12 protein-coding genes are annotated in these 17388 nt (G+C 65.8%); 3 read left to right on the forward strand and 9 right to left on the reverse strand.

Annotation, left to right across the window (positions count from 1 at the left end):
* The first annotated feature begins 65 nt into the window (after window positions 1-65).
* The 3 genes from ACXJ16_RS14380 (at window position 66) to nadB (ending at window position 3406) form a co-directional block, all read left to right on the forward strand.
* Window positions 66-1013: an ABC transporter ATP-binding protein gene (locus tag ACXJ16_RS14380; RefSeq protein ID WP_054442307.1), complete on the forward strand. Its 948-nt coding sequence runs from the start codon at window positions 66-68 to the stop codon at window positions 1011-1013.
* Window positions 1014-1021: 8 nt separating this feature from the next.
* The gene (locus ACXJ16_RS14385; protein ID WP_185998488.1) at window positions 1022-1351 is read left to right on the forward strand and encodes a DMT family transporter; all 330 of its coding nucleotides are present in this window, start codon (window positions 1022-1024) and stop codon (window positions 1349-1351) included.
* A gap of 441 nt (window positions 1352-1792) precedes the next feature.
* Entirely contained in the window at window positions 1793-3406 is a 1614-nt protein-coding gene (gene nadB, locus ACXJ16_RS14390; protein WP_324697129.1) for an L-aspartate oxidase, read from the forward strand.
* A 120-nt stretch (window positions 3407-3526) separates the two neighbouring features.
* On the opposite strand, the gene ACXJ16_RS14395 is transcribed toward nadB, so the two are convergent.
* The 9 genes from ACXJ16_RS14395 to hisS all read right to left on the reverse strand — a co-directional run bounded on the left by ACXJ16_RS14395 (window position 3527) and on the right by hisS (window position 17375).
* Window positions 3527-6370: a CHAT domain-containing tetratricopeptide repeat protein gene (locus ACXJ16_RS14395; RefSeq protein WP_324697127.1), complete on the reverse strand. Its 2844-nt coding sequence runs from the start codon at window positions 6368-6370 to the stop codon at window positions 3527-3529.
* A 231-nt stretch (window positions 6371-6601) separates the two neighbouring features.
* Window positions 6602-7450, reverse strand: a complete 849-nt coding sequence (locus ACXJ16_RS14400; protein ID WP_324697125.1) for a sulfurtransferase — start codon at window positions 7448-7450, stop codon at window positions 6602-6604.
* A 112-nt stretch (window positions 7451-7562) separates the two neighbouring features.
* Window positions 7563-9422 carry an oligoendopeptidase F gene (gene pepF, locus ACXJ16_RS14405; RefSeq protein ID WP_324697123.1) on the reverse strand — a complete coding sequence of 620 codons (1860 nt, stop codon included), beginning with the start codon at window positions 9420-9422 and terminating at the stop codon, window positions 7563-7565.
* A 484-nt stretch (window positions 9423-9906) separates the two neighbouring features.
* Entirely contained in the window at window positions 9907-11124 is a 1218-nt protein-coding gene (gene metK, locus ACXJ16_RS14410; RefSeq protein WP_324697121.1) for a methionine adenosyltransferase, read from the reverse strand.
* Between the two features lie 41 nt (window positions 11125-11165).
* On the reverse strand, window positions 11166-12815 hold the full coding sequence (lnt, locus tag ACXJ16_RS14415; RefSeq protein WP_324697119.1) for an apolipoprotein N-acyltransferase: 1650 nt from the start codon (window positions 12813-12815) through the stop codon (window positions 11166-11168).
* A gap of 210 nt (window positions 12816-13025) precedes the next feature.
* Complete coding sequence (locus ACXJ16_RS14420; protein WP_324697117.1) at window positions 13026-13964, reverse strand: DUF4167 domain-containing protein; 939 nt, start codon at window positions 13962-13964, stop codon at window positions 13026-13028.
* A 237-nt stretch (window positions 13965-14201) separates the two neighbouring features.
* Window positions 14202-15044, reverse strand: a complete 843-nt coding sequence (gene prmC, locus ACXJ16_RS14425) for a peptide chain release factor N(5)-glutamine methyltransferase (protein ID WP_324697115.1) — start codon at window positions 15042-15044, stop codon at window positions 14202-14204.
* The gene (gene prfA / locus ACXJ16_RS14430) at window positions 15037-16107 is read right to left on the reverse strand and encodes a peptide chain release factor 1 (RefSeq protein WP_185998494.1); all 1071 of its coding nucleotides are present in this window, start codon (window positions 16105-16107) and stop codon (window positions 15037-15039) included. Before prfA ends, prmC begins: the two co-directional genes overlap by 8 nt.
* Window positions 16104-17375 (reverse strand): histidine--tRNA ligase, encoded by a 1272-nt coding sequence (gene hisS, locus ACXJ16_RS14435; protein WP_054438345.1) that lies wholly within the window; start codon window positions 17373-17375, stop codon window positions 16104-16106. Before hisS ends, prfA begins: the two co-directional genes overlap by 4 nt.
* Window positions 17376-17388 lie beyond the last annotated feature (13 nt).

Below are 17388 nucleotides of genomic sequence, written 5' to 3' on the forward strand. Positions count from 1 at the left end.
CGGGAATGGCTGCGCGGCGCACACGCGCCCTTTACTGGCGCGCGAACCTGCCCCACATGCGGGCCATGACCAGCACGACCTCTGCCGCCATCTCGATCCGCGACCTCAAGAAGCGCTATGCGCCCGCCGGCAGCGGCGAGGGCAAGCTGGCGCTCAAGGGCGTGTCGTTCGACGTGCCCGAGGGCGGCATCTTCGGGCTGCTCGGCCCGAACGGGGCGGGCAAGTCGACGCTCATCAACATCATGGCGGGCCTCGTCCGCAAGACTTCGGGCACGATCGACATCTGGGGCTTCGATATCGACAGGCACCAGCGCAACGCAAAGCGTTCGATCGGCATCGTGCCGCAGGAAATCGTGTTCGACCCGTTCTTCACGCCGTTCGAGGTGCTGGAGAATCAGGCCGGGCTCTACGGCATCACCAAGGCGCTTCGCCGTTCGGAAGAGCTGCTGCGGGCGGTCCATCTTTCCGACAAGCGCGATGCTTACGCCCGCACCCTTTCGGGCGGCATGAAGCGTCGTCTGCTGATCGCCAAGGCGCTGGTCCACCAGCCGCCGGTGCTCGTGCTCGACGAGCCGACCGCAGGTGTCGACGTCGAACTGCGCCGCCAGCTCTGGGAACTGGTCAGCGAACTGAACCGCGAAGGCGCGACGATCGTGCTGACCACGCACTACCTCGAGGAAGCCGAGGAACTGTGCGACCGTATCGCCATCATCAATCATGGCGAACTGATCGCCAACAAGCCGACTCGCGAACTGGTCGGCATGGCACGCGAGAAGATCCTCGTCCTCACCTTCGACCGCGACGTGACCGCGTTGCCCACCCATCCCGGTTTCCTCAAGTCGGAAAAGATCGGCGAACGGGTCCTGCAGGTCACTTACGACAAGGACCGCAGCAATGCCGGGGAAATCCTGTCGGCCGTGCAGGCGCAGGGCTTCGCCATCGTTGACGTGACCACGCGCGAGGCGGATCTGGAGGACGTGTTCGTCAGCCTCACGAGTGCCGTGGCGGCCTGAAAAGGGCGATGAGCTACATCTATCTCGTCATCGCCATCATTGCGGAAGTCATCGCGACCTCGTTCCTGAAACAGTCCGAGGGTTTTGCGAAGCTGGTACCCACCGCGATCATGGCGGCGGGGTACATCGTGGCGTTCTTCTGCCTGTCGCTCGCCCTGCGGAGCATCCCGACGGGCGTGGCCTATGCGATCTGGTCAGGCGTGGGGATCGTCCTGATCACGGCGATCGCGTGGATATTCCAGGGTCAAAAGCTCGATGTCCCGGCCTTGATCGGAATTGCGCTCATCATGGCGGGCGTGATGGTGATGAACCTGTTCTCCGGAGCGGCCGGGCACTGACGGTTCGGCAATTCGCCGCCGGGGCCTCTCCAGCTTGCCCCGATCAGCTTTTTTCCGTGTCCTCTTTCCATACCTTGTGCGCCTGGCGGCGTATATCCTTGCCGCAACCCAGACATGTCGAGGTATAGTGCGTGCCGTCCCAATGTACGGTGTTCCGGTTGGGTTCGTGTCGGTTGAAAGTGCAAAGCACCGTTTGAAATGGTTGCTTGGAAAAGGCTGACATTGCGGCACGCTCCGTACTGGAGTTCAGATCACGAAGCAGTTCCAACTGCTTCCCTGCGTGCGACCGCCCGGCAGACCTCGTGCGTTTTTCTGATTATCTTGTTGTGAATGCTCGGCAACCTTACCCCTTGCGACGCTGCACTGCAACATGATTGCAGGGCAAATACGGATGCAAAGCTAAATATTGCGCACCGGTCATAGTCTGGGCATGGAGCCGTCATGACCATGTCCAATGTCCCCTCCGACAATGCTTGCTCCAGCGCCCATGATGTCATCGTCGTCGGCTCCGGCGCTGCCGGCCTCACCGCGGCGCTTGCGCTGGCAGACAGGCTGAAGGTTCTCGTGCTGGCGAAGGGCAGTCTCACCGGCGGCTCCACCGCCTGGGCGCAAGGGGGCATCGCGGCGGTGCTCGACGCGGGAGATACCTTCGAGGAGCACATCAACGACACCATGATCGCCGGCGCCGGCCTCAACCGGCTGGAGACCGTGGAGTTCGTGATCGAGCGCGCACCTCATGCGATCGAGCGGCTGGTCGAACTGGGGGTGCCGTTCAACACCGAGGGCAGCGAACTGCACCTCACCCGGGAGGGCGGCCATTCCCACCGCCGCATCGTCCACGTCGCCGATGCGACCGGCTGGGCGGTGCAGAGCGCGCTGCTCAAGGCGGCGGAAAGCCATCCCAACATCACCCTGCTGCCCGGTCAGTCCTGCATAGACCTCATCACCGGGCGCCATGAACTGCGCTATTCGGGATCGGGCCGGGTCTGGGGCGTCTATGCGCTCGACGAAAAGACCGGCCGCGTCGAGGCGCACACCGCCGCCGCGACGATCCTTGCCACTGGCGGGGCGGGCCGCGTCTACCAGTTCAGCACGGCGCCGCGCGGCGCCACCGGAGACGGCATCGCCATGGCCTGGCGGGCGGGCGCGCGCGTTTCCAACATGGAAATGATGCAGTTCCACCCGACCTGCCTTTACAACCTCGACGTGAAGAACTTCCTCATCACCGAGGCTGTTCGCGGCGAAGGCGGGCAGCTCAGGCATCCCGTCACCGGGCACCGTTTCATGCCCGATTACGACGAGCGCGCCGAACTGGCCCCGCGCGATGTCGTGGCCCGCGCCATCGACGACCAGATCAAGCGCTATGGCCTCGACTATGTCCACCTCGACATCAGCCACCAACCCGAAGCGTTCATCCGCGAGCATTTCCCGAACATCTACGAGAAGCTGCTCGGCCTCGGCATCGACATGACGAAGGAGCCGATCCCGGTCGTCCCGGCGCAGCACTATACCTGCGGGGGCGTGCTCATCGATCTCGATGGCAAGACCGACCTGCCCGGCCTCTATGCGGCCGGGGAATGCACCGAAAGCGGCCTTCACGGCGCCAACCGCCTCGCCTCGAACTCGCTGCTCGAATGCTTCGTCTTCGGGGAGGCCTGTGCCGCGCATATCCTCGACAACTGGGATACGTTCGACGCGCCCCCGCCGGTTCGCGCCTGGGATGAAAGCCGCGTGACCGATTCCGACGAGGAAGTCGTCATCAAGCAGAACTGGACGGAAATCCGGCGCTTCATGTGGAACTACGTCGGCATCGTGCGCACGACCAAGCGCCTCGAACGCGCCATGCACCGCATCCAGATGCTCAACGGCGAGGTGGAGGAATACTACCGCCACTTCCGCGTGCGCACGGACCTGATCGAACTGCGCAATCTGCTGCAGACCGCCGAACTCATCGTGCGATCCGCGCTGCATCGGCATGAGAGCAGGGGCCTGCATTTCACGCTGGACTATCCGGAGACGGAAGGGGAACCGCACGATACGGTGCTCGTGCCCTGACGGAACAAGGGGGCGTGGCACCGCCCCCGTCCACCTAGGTCGTAAACTCATAAACGGCACCATCGAGGCGCCCAAATGGCGAACAGCTCGGGCCGAAGGTGCCGTTTATGAGTTTACGACCTAGTTCCCCACCAGCACGAACGGCGCCCAGATCGCCGGATGGGCCGCGCCCGCCACGCTCCGGTCGCCCAGCACATCGAGTTGGGCCCGGCGCAGCGCTTCGGCGCGGCGGGTATGTCCACGCGCGCCTTTCACCGTGGCCAGTGTCAGCCGGCTGGCGACATCGTCCCGCACCGGCCAGTGCGACAGCAGCAGCGAACGGGCGCCGGCGGAAATGAAGGCCTGTGCCAGGCCGGAATAAGTCGGCGCATTCTCGCTGTCGCCCGCACTGGTGTCGCAGGCGGAAAGGATCACCCAGTCCGCGTCGAGCTTGAGCCGCGCGATTTCCGAGGCCGTGAGCAACCCGTCTTCGGACCCGCCCGCATCGGCGGGAGGCGTCAGGACGAGCGCGGGTTCGAGCATGTTGCGATAGGCGCCGCCCACCAGTCCGTGCGTGGCGAAGGCGATCACCCCCGCCCGGTCCAGCGGCGCGGCCTTGACCGCTGCCTCGGTGGCGCCGGAGCCGAGGAGCAGCCGGCGTTCGCCCCTGAAGGTTGCGGCCATCGCGGCAAGCTCATTCCCGGCGCCGGGCAGGCTCGGCAGGCCGGGGAGAGCGGAGACTACCGTGGCGACGGCATCAGAGGCATCGGCATCGGGATTTCGCAGCACCGGAGCGCCGATGCCGACGAATCCGCGCCGGCCGGCTCTTCGCGATGTACCGGATGACAGCGTGGAAGCGCTTATCAGGGTGCCGACGGCGTGAGTCCTCACCAGCCACGGGGTTTCGCGCAGGGCTTGTGGATCGCTGTCCGATCCACGGGGCGGTGCGGTGACGAGCAGGTCGAACGGCAGCGCGGCCAGGGTGCCCTGCGCGAGGACGGCCAACTCTTCGCGGTCATGCACGGCGCGCGCGATAGGGGTAGGGAACAGCAGCGTGTAGAGTTCGTGGGCAGCCTGCCGGTCGAAAGCGGATCGGCCGTCCGTTAGCACGCCTTCCTCGATCGATCCGCGCAGGCGGCGTTGCAGGTCCAGCAGGCGGCGCGGTGTTACCGGCACCAGCGCGGAAGCGATGCCCCCGCGCGTGACCGCAAGCACGACCAGACCTTCGGCATCCTGTCCGTAAAGGAGAACCGCCTGATCGCCGCGCAAGTGTGCGCGGGTGGCGATGAGCCCGGCGGGGGTCAGGCTGGACAGCGCGGTATGGCCGGGGACGAGCCGCGCGATCTCGGCATCGAGCCGGAAAAGGCGCGTTTCCGATGCGGCGAGCTTTTCCTCAGCATCTGGGGACAGGCTTTGGCCGTCGCCGGTCGCCCGGTCACGTTCTCGGCGCAGGGCGCGCAGTTCGGCGGCTTCGTTGCGGTAGGCGCGAATGGCCTCTTCGGCTTCGGGGCCATGGCCGCCGCGATAGGGGCCTGCGCCGCCGAACGCGGTCTGGAGGTCCCCCATTCCCGCCATCTGGAGGGCGCCGAACGCGGTTTCCATGTCCCCTGCGGCAAGCGCCACGCGGCTTTCGAGCACGAAGAGCCCCGAAGCCTGATCGCGCAGGCGCACCGAGCCCGCAGCAGGGGATGCCCGGTCCAGCAAATGTTCGCGCAAGGTAGCCAGGACGGGTTTCAGCCGTTCGAGCGCACCGACCGGATCGCCCTGACGCGCATCGATAAGACCCCGCAGCGCGAGACCGGAGATGCGATCAAGATTGGCGGCCTGCGCCCGCTTCGCATAGCCCGCGTTGACGTGATCGAGCAGCGCCAGCGCGCTTTTTGGATCGCCCGTCAGATTGAGCATCTTGGCGAGGCTGAATTCGGCCCACAGCACTTCGGGATCGTCGGGAGAGGCCGCGTTGCGGCGAGCCAGCGCCAGTGCCTTGCGATAGAGGGCCAGCGCGGTTTCGGTTTCTCCGTCGTCCCGCGCGATGCGTGCGATCTGGCCGAAGATGTTGGCGCCCGACATCGACTGGCCCGAAGGTGGCAATGCCTCGAAGATCGCTGCCGAGCGCTCGTAGAAAGGACGCGCTTCTTCGGAAAAACCGGCGAGGTCGAGCGAGTAGGCCAGCGCATTGAGCGAATAGCCGACGTCGCGCTGGTCAGGCGAAGGGTTCGCCATGCGCAAGTCCAGCGCGCGGCGCAGGATCGGGGTGGCCCGTCCGTAGAGGCCGGCATCGTTGAGCGCGGCCCCCAGTGCATTGAGCGATGCCAGCGTGATCCGGTGTCCCTTGCCAAGGCGAGCCTCGGCCCAGCTGGCGGCATCGCGGGCGGCATCGACGGCGGAGGCGGAATCGCCTGCCTGTATGCGAAGGGTCGACAGCGTGATGCCGTAGATGGCCGGATTTTCGAGGTTCGTTCCGGTGCGCTCCGCAGCGGCGCGGCTGATGGCGAGGGCCTGCTCGACTTTCGGGATCGCCTCCAGCGGCAGGCCGCGTCGATAGTCGATCACCGCGAGCCCGTAGAGCGCGGCGGCATATTCGCTGCTGCCCGGCCCGGAGATCTCCTCGGCGATCGCGAGAGCGCGCTGTTTGTAGCCGTGGGCCTCGTCGAGCTTTCCGAGGCTGGAGAGCGCGGAACCGATATTGTTGACGATGTCGGCCCGGCGCGGTGTCATCGGTTGGCCGCGAGCGGTCATTTCCGCATCGAACCGGCGGAAGACGGCGAGCGCTTCCGCGTAGCGGCCGAGCCAGAACAGGGCTTCGCCGCGCGTGGCATCGGCAAGAAGCAGGTCCACAGGGTCGAGGCCCCGGATTTCGCGCGCCTTTGCGAGCAGCGCGTCGATCCGGTTCAGCGCGGCTTGCGGGTCGCCTGAGGTGTCATAGTCGGCAAGGGCATGAAGCTCGCTGGCGAGCTGGCCCGGCAAAGGTGCAGGACGGGCCATGGCCGTGCCTGACCCGCCCATTGCCGTCCCCGCCAGGAGGCATGCTGTCAGGCCTGCCCAGAGCCGCATCGTCATCGTCGCCCCCGACCGGAAGAATTCATCGCTTCGGGGCCAGCCCCCGATTTCCGGTACGATGTTCGTCAAGCACAGGAATGCGGCCTGACGGCAAGGATGTAATTGTTCTTCGGCGGGAATCGCAGCTTTCGAGAGCGGCTTCGATGCGGCCTGCCGTCAGTCGCCCGTGGCGACGGGACGCGCCGGATCGGCGATCCACTCGCTCCACGAGCCGGGATAGAGATGTGGTTCGGCCAGCCCCGCCACGGCCATGGCGAGTGCATTGTGGCAGGCGGTTACGCCCGAACCGCAACTGAGTATCGCGGGCCGGCCGCCGAGCAGGTCGCTGAAGCGGGCGGCAAGTTCCTCGGCGGAACGGAAGCGTCCGTCCGGCCCGAGGTTGTCCCGGAAGAACCGGTTTCGCGCGCCCGGGATGTGCCCGGCAACGGGGTCGATCGGATTGGGATCGCCCCGGAACCGCGACGGATCGCGGGCGTCAAGCGTCTGCGCGGCGCCGGTTTCGATATTTGCGAGCACTTGCGCGGCATTTACCGGGGCGGGCACCAGCGGCTCGCCCGCAACGAAAGTACCCGGTGCGCAGGGGGCAGGCTCTCCGGTTTCGATCGGCAGGCCTGCCGCCACCCAAGCCTGCTTGCCGCCGTCCAGCACGGCGACCGGGGCATGGCCGACCCAGCGCAGCAGCCACCAGGCGCGGGCGGCCCAGGCCCCGCCGCTGGAATCGCAGGTGACGACCTGCTGTCCCGGCTTCAGTCCCTGTCCGCGCAGGAACGCGGCGAGCGCGACCGGGGCGGGCAGCGGATGGCGACCGTTGGTACCGTCCGGCGGCCCGGCCAGGTCGTCGTCGAGATGGGCATGGCGCGCGCCGGGAAGGTGCCCGGCGCGATAGCTTTCGCGGCCCTTGTCTGGCTGGCCCAGCTCGAAGTCGCAGTCGAGGATCAGCACGTCCTCCCCGGAAGCCAGCAGGTCATGGAGTTGGGAGACGGAAATCAGCGTTTCATATGCCATGGGTCAGCCTTGGGTCAGCCACGGAGAATGGCCGGTGCAATCGTGCGGCAGGTAGGACGGGGAAGGCGCGATGTCGACGCCTCCCGTCCCGAATTACGGTCGCATCGCCGGCTTAGCCGAGCAGGGATTCGATCTCGTCTATCGTCTGGCCGAAGCCGGCGATGAGATCGCGGTAGGGCTGGGGGCTGGTCATGTCGAGACCGGCCCGTTTGAGGATCGCCGTGGGATGGTCCGAGCCGCCCGCGCGCAGCACGTCGAGATAGCGTTCGCGCTCCGCGTTTCCTCCCTTGAGGATGGCATTGGCGAACCATGTCCCCGCAGTGATCGAGGTGGCGTACTGGTAGACGTAGAAGAAGCTGAAGAAGTGCGGGATATAGGCCCATTCGATCGCATAGGGTTCGTCGATCACGAAATCCGGGCCGTGATAGCGTTTCAGCAGATCGAGATAGACCCTCGTCAGGCTCTCGCCGGAAAGGCCCTGACCAGCCTCCGCCATCTCGTGCATCTTCAGTTCGAACTCCGCGAACATCGTTTGCCGGAAGTAAGTGCCGCGCAGCCCTTCCAGCCGCATGCCGAGGTAGTAGATGCGCTCCTGCTTCGTCTTGGCCTGGTCCAGCATGTAGTCGGTGAGCAGCAGTTCGTTGCAGGTCGAGGCGATTTCCGCCGTGAAAGTGGGATAGTCCGCCAGTTCGAACGGCTGGGCTGACTTCGCCAGCAGGCTGTGCATGGCATGGCCCCACTCGTGCGCGTAAGTGGACAGACCTTCGTAGTTCTCGCCGAGGTTGAGTAGCAGGTAGGGGTGCACGTCGTAGACGGAGCCGTTCATGTAGGCGCCGGACGTCTTGCCGGGCCGGGGAAGCGGATCCATCCAGCGGGCCGCGGTCGCCTCGCCCAGCTGCTTCACGTAATCCGGCCCGAGCGGGGCGACGGCTTTCAGCGTGATGTTGCGCATGTCGGTGAGCGTGAACTTGCGGTCGAGGCTGACCAGCGGCGGGTAGATGTCGTAATAATGGATATCCGGCAGGTTCAGCATCTTGCGGCGGAGCTGGAAATAGCGGTGAAGCTGGGGAAGCCCTTCGTTCGTGGCCGATACGAGCGTGCGGTAGACGGTCTCGGGCACATCGTCGTCCGCCTGGGCCATGGCGAGCGAATTGGGGTATTTGCGGATGCGCGCCTCGAACACGTCGCCCTTGAGCTTGGCGGCCATGGCGGCGCCCAGCGAGCTTTCGAATTTGCCCATCTCTCCGAAGTAGGCATCGAACACCTTCTTGCGGTCCTCGCGGTTCGCGGCATCCCGGGTAAGCGAATAGCCCTGGCTGTCGAGCCGGGTTTCGCGTCCGTCCGAAAGGGTGATCGTGGGCCAGGGGATGTCCGAGTTGAACAACTGTTCGCGGATCGTGCCGGGACCGGAGAGCGGCGACGATGCGGCCGCGAGGATCTGCTCGCCCTGTGTGTCGAGCGTGTGGTCGGCCTTGCGCAGGGTATTGCGCAGCGAGAAGGCGAAGCGGCGCTTCAGCGCATCGTTGGAGGCGATGAAGCGCTCCACCTTGTCCTTGCCCGCGGCGAGGATTTCCGGGCTGGTCCAGGCGGTTGCCTCGCCGAAGGCGGCGAACATGTCCTGCACCTGGGCCTGACGTTCCTGGTTGGGGGCGATGCGCAGGTCCTCGTCGGCCTTGAGCGCGGCATAAGTGTAGACGCGGATCGCCTTGAGAGTGACGGCGGAGATGTCCTCAAGCACTTTCGCCATGGCCTCGGCGCTCTGGCCGAGCGTGCCCTTGTATGCGGCAAGGCGGGGCAGGGCATCCATCACCTGCTTGCGGGCGGTTTCCCAGCTTGCAAGGTCGGGATAGAGATCAGTGAGATCCCAGGCGGCAAGATCGTTCGTGGCGGCGCTGGCGAGACCGGGCAATGCCGATACGAGCGGAAGCGCGGCAGCCAGTCCCAGGGCGCCGCGGCGGTCGAGTTCGATCATGTGGAGTGTGTCCCTTGATGCCTGCCGGCAAGGCGCGGCAAGCCGATGCCATGAGGCTAGGTCGTAAACTCATAAACGGCACCATCGAGGTTTGAGGCAAAATGGCTCAGCGCCAGGAGGGAAGGTGATGGAATATGTCGATATTTCAAGCCTTCCCGACGCAGCGCTGGGCCATTTTGGTCAAATCCCGAAGGGACGCCCAAATGGCTTCCATCTCGGGCCTAAGCTGCCTTGGACGGGCAACCAGCCCGCCCGGCGTCAGCTTCGGCCCGAGCTGTTCGCCATTTGGGCGCCTCGATGGCGCCGTTTATGAGTTTACGACCTAGACCGCTTGCCGCGCAGTGCAAGCCGGAAGCCGTCGTTGGTCGATCAAGGTTGGCGGTTCATCGATGGCGAGGGCCGGACCGGCTCCGCGCCAAAGCGAACGGGCCGGGCTTCCTTTCGGAAACCCGGCCCGTTTCAATGCCTTCGAAGGTGCGGCCGGTCAGGCCAGTGCGGCCTTCAGTGCATCGGCAAGGTCGGTGCGTTCCCAGGGGAACAGGTCGCCTTCCGGCTTGCGGCCGAAGTGGCCATAGGCCGCGGTCTTGCCGTAGATCGGCTTGTTCAGGCCAAGGCCGACGCGGATACCGCGCGGGGTCAGGCCGCCAAGCGCGTCAGCCGCGACCTTGGTGATCGCCACTTCGAGTTCGGCATCGCTGGCCTTGCCGGTGCCGTGCGTGTCGACGTAGAGCGAAAGCGGCTCGGAAACGCCGATCGCATAGGCGATCTGGATCGTGCAGCGCTTGGCCAGGCCCGCCGCGACGACGTTCTTGGCGAGGTAGCGGGTGACATAGGCAGCCGAACGGTCGACCTTCGTCGGGTCCTTGCCCGAGAAAGCGCCGCCGCCATGCGGGGCCGCGCCGCCGTAAGTGTCGACGATGATCTTGCGGCCGGTCAGGCCGGCGTCGCCGTCAGGGCCGCCGATTTCGAACTTGCCGGTCGGGTTGATGTGGAACTTGGTGTTCTCGGTGACGAAGCCCGCGGGCAGGATCTCGCCCACGGCCTTCTTCACGTAAGCCTTGAGTTCCGCATCCTTCGCGCCTTCGTGGTAGCCGGCCTTGTGCTGCGTCGAGACGACCACGGCGGTTGCTTCCACCGGCACGCCGTCCTTGAAGCGCAGGGTCACCTGGCTCTTGGCGTCGGGTTCGAGGAACGGCGCGGTGCCCGAATGGCGGTCCGCCGCGAGGCGTTCGAGGATCTTGTGGCTGTAGTCGAGCGTGGCCGGCATGAGGTCCGGCGTCTCGTCGCAGGCGAAACCGAACATGATGCCCTGGTCGCCTGCGCCTTCGTCCTTGTTGCCGGCCGAGTCCACGCCTTGCGCGATGTCCGCGCTCTGCGGGTGCAGGTGGTTTTCGAACAGCAGGTCCTGCCAGTGGAAGCCGGCCTGTTCGTAGCCGATGCGCTTCACGGTTTCACGGACGATGTGCTGGATTTCCTCCTGCGCGCCATCTTCCCAGTGGCCGTCCTTGTCGATCATGCCCTTGCCACGCACTTCGCCGGCGAGGACGACGCGCTGGGTGGTGGTCAGGGTTTCGCAGGCGACGCGGGCTTCCGGGTCCTTCGACAGGAAGAGATCGACGATGGCGTCGGAAATCTGGTCCGAAACCTTGTCGGGATGGCCTTCCGAGACGCTCTCGGAGGTGAAGACATAGTCATTGCGCATCGTGACACCACATATAAAGAAATCTTTATGTGGTTACGGGTCTACCCGCGCCGACGCCGGAGCGCAATAACGGAAACCGCAACAAGCCAGAAACCGAGGGCAAGCGTCAGCGGCAGCAGGTTGCCGAACCGTGCGAACGGCGTGGGCTCGTGAGGCGGCGGAATGCTTCCGTCGAGCCTTCCTGCGCTATGCCAGGGGACATACGAGCGCACGATACCATCGGCATCGATCACGGCGCTGATCCCGGTCGTGGTCGAGCGCATGACGGGCAGGCCTTCCTCGATAGCACGAAGCCGGGCCTGGGCGAGGTGCTGCGGCGGGCCCCAGCTCCCGAACCAGCCGTCGTTGGACGGGTTGAAGATATAGTCAGGTCTTACGCGGGGATCGACGACCTGCCCGCTGAAGACGATCTCGTAGCAGATCTGGATGCCGGCCTTGCCCCATTCGCCGAAGTCGACGGTGCGCGGGCCCGGGCCGGGCCAGAAGTCTAGGTTTCCCGCTACGAACCGGGTGGCGCCAAGGGGTTCGAGCAGCCAGCGCAGGGCAAGGTACTCGCCGTAGGGGACCAGATGCGCCTTGGAATAGCTTGCCAGCAGGTTGCCATTGCCGTCGATCGCGGAAACCGAGTTGCGGGCGGCCACGGCCTGATCGCCCTCCATCACCAGATCCACCGCACCGGTCATCAGCAGGCCGTAAGGGCCGATTACCCGCCCGATCCGCTCGCGGGCGAGAACCGGGTCTCCGGCATATGTGTACATGCGGTAGAGGAAGGGGGGATAACCATCGCGAATATAGTCCCCAAGGCCGGATTCCGGCCAGAGGATGAGGCGCCTGTCCCCCGGCGAGCGGGGAACGGAAAGGCGCGCCAGTTGCACGAAATTGGCCTCGTAAAGGCGCGGATCGTCGATCCGTTCCTGCCGGATGTCGGGCTGGACCAGCGTGAAGCGGATCGCTCCCTCGCTGCGCTGTGCCCAGGGATCGGGCTGCGCCATCAGCATCGTGAGCGGGATGTAGACGGCGAATCCGGGCAGCACCCAGCTCCAGCGTGCAGGGCCTTTGAAGCTGCGGATCATCCGCCAGAGCAAGCCGGGGAGGCAGGCGATCAGGACCAGCAGGCCGGAAAGACCGTAAGTCCCCACCCACGGTGCCGCCAGCGCGAGGCCGCGGCTTTGGAAGCCGCCGAGCAGAGCCACGCCGAGCGGGTTCCAGGCAAAGCCGGTGAAGACCCAGGCGCGCAGCCATTCGCTCACGATCCAGGCGGCGGCGAGTGCCAGCGCGAGAATGAGGAAGGCGCCCGGCCCCGGCACATCACGCGGACCGTCCCTGCGGCCGCGATCCAGCCTCAGCAGCAACCAGCCCGCCAGCGCGGCGAGGCCGGGATAGATCGCGAGGTAGAGCGACAGCAGGAATACCGCGATCATCCCCAGCCAGGCGGGCATGGAGGCCTGGTAAGTGAATGCCGTGGCGATCCAGTTGTCCCCCAGGGTGAAGTGCCCGAGGCCGAAGCACCAGCCGATCAGCAGGGCGCGTCGCCATCCCGGCGCACGTGTGATCAGTTCGGCAAGCCAGGCCACGCCGAGCAACGTCAGCGGCCAGAGTGCGAGGGGCTGGAAGCCGCAGGCCGCCATGGCCCCGGCGAGAATCGCTGCAAACCCCGCCGCAAGGCGCGGATGGCGGTTCAGGAAGTCCATTGCGGGTTTCAGAACCGGGCCTCGCGCCGTAGGGAATCCATTGCTGCGGCTATGTACGGGCAAGATGGCCGGAAGCAAGCGGAGTTCGCGCCGGGTTCGCTTCTTGCCGGCGGGATGAAACGCCAACGGCCCACGTCTCGCCTTGTGGCGGGACGTGGGCCGTGGATCGGAACGTCAGCGAATGCGCGCCAAGCGCATTCGCGTTTCGTTTCAGGAGTTGACCGCTTCCAGCGGGCTGTCGCCACCTTCGTCGGCCGGGGTAGCGGCCTTGCGGGTACGGCGACGGCGCGGTTTTTCCTCGGCGGTTTCATCGGACTTCACATCGTCCGACTTTTCGGCCGCGGGCTTTTCCGCGGCGGCCTTGGGCGTCCGCTTGGCGGGCGCAGCCGAAATCGCGGGAGGCAGGATGGCCGGGTCGAGGTTGGCCGCAGGTTCGGCAGCAGCAACATCGGCGGAGGCCGCGTTGCTTTCGCCTTCGCCGCCGGCCTCTTCACGGGTGCGACGCGGCTTGCGCTGCTTCAGGCCGCGCGAAGGGCGGTTGTCACGCACGAAGGGGTTTTCGGCCGGTTCGTAGACCGAACGCTCGGGCTCGGCTTCGTTACCGGTCGCCTCGGCGGTCGGTTCCTCGGCCTGCTGCTCGGCGCGCGGAGCACGGTCCTGACGCTGCGGACGGTCCTGGCGGTCGAAGCTGCGTTCCTGACGTTCAGGGCGTTCCTGCCGCTCAGGTCGATCCTGGCGTTCGGGACGTTCCTGCCGCTCAGGTCGATCCTGGCGTTCGGGACGTTCCTGCCGCTCGGGACGTTCCTGCCGCTCCTGGCTGGCAGGCGCATCGTAATCGCCATATTCGTCCGTGCCGTAGTCATCGCCGTAATCCGACGAACGATCGTCGCGGCGCGGCTGGCGCGAATCTTCCTGGCGCTGCTTCTGGTCGGCGATCACGCGAAAATAGTGGTCCGCGAACTGAAGGTAATATTCCTCAGTCACGCGGTCGCCATTGAGATGCGCGTCATGTGCCAGCTTGCGATACTTCTCCAGCAGCTGCGGCGCATTGCCGCGAGCCCTGCTGTCGATCCGATTGGTCTGCTGGCCGCCTTGCTGGCGATTATTACCGCGGCCACGCCGACGGTTGTTACCACGATTATTATTCAAGGATTTATTTCCTCAAAACCCAGGGCACCGGCCTGTTCCCGTCGGGCCGATCTGCCACACGTCACATGATCACGGATCGCCCCCGAGTGCCGTGAACTCCACTGTTGCCCGGTCGAGGCGTTTCCGTCCGCGACTGTCTGCAAGTGATGGAGGCGAACCGTCCGCATGGGAAATTCCATCCATGTACCGGTTCGCCGTAATCCTTAGGCATTCCGGACGGCGATTCCAAGTGAAAACTTACGCGGCTGTTGAAAACTCCAACACTCTCGGACGATTACCGAGGTCGCGGTGGAGACGGCTGGCGAGGCCGGCAAGCTGGCCGATCTCGGCGACGGATTCGGCCTGTTCATGACCGATCTCCACGAGGGCGACGCCGCCGGGCGCCAGCAGGCCGGGCAATTGCGGTATCAGAATCCGGTAGTCATCAAGGCCCAGTTCGCCGGAATAAAGTGCGCTGGCAGGCTCATAGGAGGCGACCGAGCGATCGAGTTCCACCGTCGTCTCGACATAGGGCGGATTGGCCAGCACGAGATCGAAGGGCCCGCCGAGGGCATCGGCCCAGTCGCTGAGGAGCCAGTCCGCCGCAACCATGCGCGCGCGATCGGCAAGGCCGAGGGCTTGTGCATTCGCCTTCGCGGTGGCGAGGGCGCCGGGCGAACTGTCCATGCCCACGCCGCGGGCCTGCGGGAGGTTCGCGAGCACAGCCAGGAGCAGCGCGCCCGATCCGGTGCCGCAGTCGAGCACGGAACGGGCATCGGGGCGGGCCGCAAGGGCGGCTTCGACGAGAACTTCCGAATCGCCGCGCGGAATGAGCACGTCGGGGCCGACCGTGAAGGGCAGGCCGAAGAATTCCTGTTGGCCGGTGATATAGGCGACCGGTTCGTGCTCCGCCCGGCGTGCAACCAGCGCGGCGAAGCCGGCGGGGGCATCGTCGCGCATGCGGGAAAGCAGCAGGGACGAGCGCGAAGTGTGCAGGGCATGGGCCATGAGCACTTCGGCATCCAGCCGGGCGGTGTCGCTGGTCGCGGCAAGGCGCTCCGCTGCGTCGCGGATCGCCTCGCCGACTGTTTTTTCAGGCATCCATCGCGGCGAGGCGCTTGGCCTCGTCCTCGGCGATCAGCGCGTCGATCATTTCGGCAAGGCCCGGCCCTTCGAGGATTTCCGGCAGGCGGTGCAGCGTCAGGTTGATACGGTGATCGGTGACGCGCCCCTGCGGGAAATTGTAGGTACGGATGCGTTCGGAGCGGTCACCCGAGCCGACCATGGCCTTGCGGGCCTCGGCCTCGGCGTCATGGGCCTCGTCACGCATCTTCTCGTAGAGGCGCGCGCGCAGAACCTGCATGGCCTTGGCCTTGTTCTTGTGCTGGCTGCGCTCGTCCTGGCAGATCACCACGAGATTGGTGGGCAGGTGAGTGATGCGCACCGCCGAATCGGTCGTGTTGACGTGCTGGCCGCCCGCGCCGGAAGCGCGGTAGATATCGATCTTGAGGTCCTTGTCCTCGATCTGGACATCCACCTCACTCGGTTCGGGCAGCACCGCGACCGTGGCGGCGGAGGTATGGATCCGGCCGCCCGATTCCGTGACCGGCACGCGCTGTACGCGGTGGACGCCGCTTTCGAACTTGAGTTTGGCGAAAACGCCCGAGCCGGTAACGTTGGCGACGACTTCCTTGAAGCCGCCGACGTCGCTGGCGTTGGCGCTGACCATTTCGACCCGCCAGCCCTGCTCGGCGGCATAGCGCTCGTACATGCGGTAGAGATCGGCCGCGAAAAGCGCGGCTTCATCGCCGCCGGTTCCGGCGCGGATTTCCAGCATGGCCGGGCGGACGTCGGCCGCATCGCGCGGCAACATGGCGATGGCGAGCTGACGTTCGGTTTCGGGCAACTGGCCCTTGAGGCGGAAGATTTCCTCCTCGGCCAGTGCGCGCATGTCGGGGTCCGGGTCTTCCAGGGTTTGGAGCGATACCAGTTCGCCGCGCATCGACACGACTTCAGCGGCAACGCGCGCCACCGGTTCCAGTTCGGCATAATCGCGGCTGGCGGCGACGAAGGCGTCGCCTTCCAGCGTACCCGAGGCAAGGCGTGCCTCAAGTTCCGCGAAACGCGCGGCGATCTGGCCGAGGCGGGCGTCGGAAATGCTCACGGGTGGACCGACTGGAGAACCTGCTCGACCGCGAGGTATTCGGCGGTCGGCTCGGCCGCGCGCAGGTTTGCGCTCGGCAGGCCATCCTTCGTGCCGAACGAGACGAGCACCCGGGCGCCCATCTTCACGGCCTTGTCGAAGCGCTTGCGGGCGCTGCCGGTGGCGACCATCTCGGCGTCGAGGCCCTGGAAGCGCAGCGCGGTGATGACCTTCTGGGCATAACCCAGCGCGGCATCGTCCTCCACTGCGAGAACCACGGTCAGCGGGGCTTCGGTAAGCGTGCCGGCATCGGCGACGAGCATCGACAGGCGCTCGATCCCCGCAGCCCAGCCGACTGCTGGCGTAGCCGGGCCGCCAAGGCTTTCCATCAGACCGTCATAGCGGCCGCCGCCCAGCACCGTGCCCTGCGCGCCAAGCCGGTCGGTCACGAATTCGAAGGCGGTGTGGCGATAGTAGTCAAGCCCGCGAACCAGCGAAGGCGCGCGCTCGTAAGCCACGCCGGCAGCGTCGAGGCCGTGAGTCACCGCGCCGAAGAAGTCCTGTGCCTCGGCCGAGAGGAAATCGTCGATCCGGGGCGCGTCGCTGACGAAAACCTTGTCGCGCGGGTCCTTGGAATCGAGGATGCGCAGCGGATTGCGCTCCAGGCGGTCCTGCGAATCTTCCGAAAGCGCATCCTTGTGGGCGCGGAAGTATTCGATCAGCGCGGCGCGCCAGGCTTCGCGGCTGGCAACGTCGCCCAGGGTGTTGAGCTGGAGCGTGACGCCGTCCGAAATTCCCAGCTCCTTGAGGAGGTGGTCGGCCATGACCAGCAGTTCCACGTCGGCGAGCGGTTCGGGCGAGCCGATCAGTTCGGCGTCGATCTGGTGGAACTGGCGGTAACGGCCCTTTTGCGGGCGTTCGTAGCGGAACAGCGGCCCATGCGTGGCCAGCTTGACCGGGGCGAACTGCTTCCAACCGTTGGTCAGGTAGGCACGGGCGATGCCGGCGGTGAATTCCGGGCGCAGGGTCAGCGATTCGCCGCCGCGATCTTCGAACGAGTACATTTCCTTGGACACGACGTCGGTCGTCTCGCCGATCGAGCGGGAGAACACTTCGGTCTTCTCGAAGACCGGCATTTCGGCGCGGCGGAAACGATAGAGCTTGCGGACGCGTTCGAACGTCTCGACAACGTGCGCGAAAGCCTCGGCGTCGATGCCGAAGATATCCTGGGTTCCGCGGATCGCCTGAGGCGTCTTGCCCAGGGGGGTGTTGCTCGGTGTGCTGCTCATGACGCGCGCGCTT

It is taken from the genome of Novosphingobium sp. TK71 (assembly GCF_055361505.1).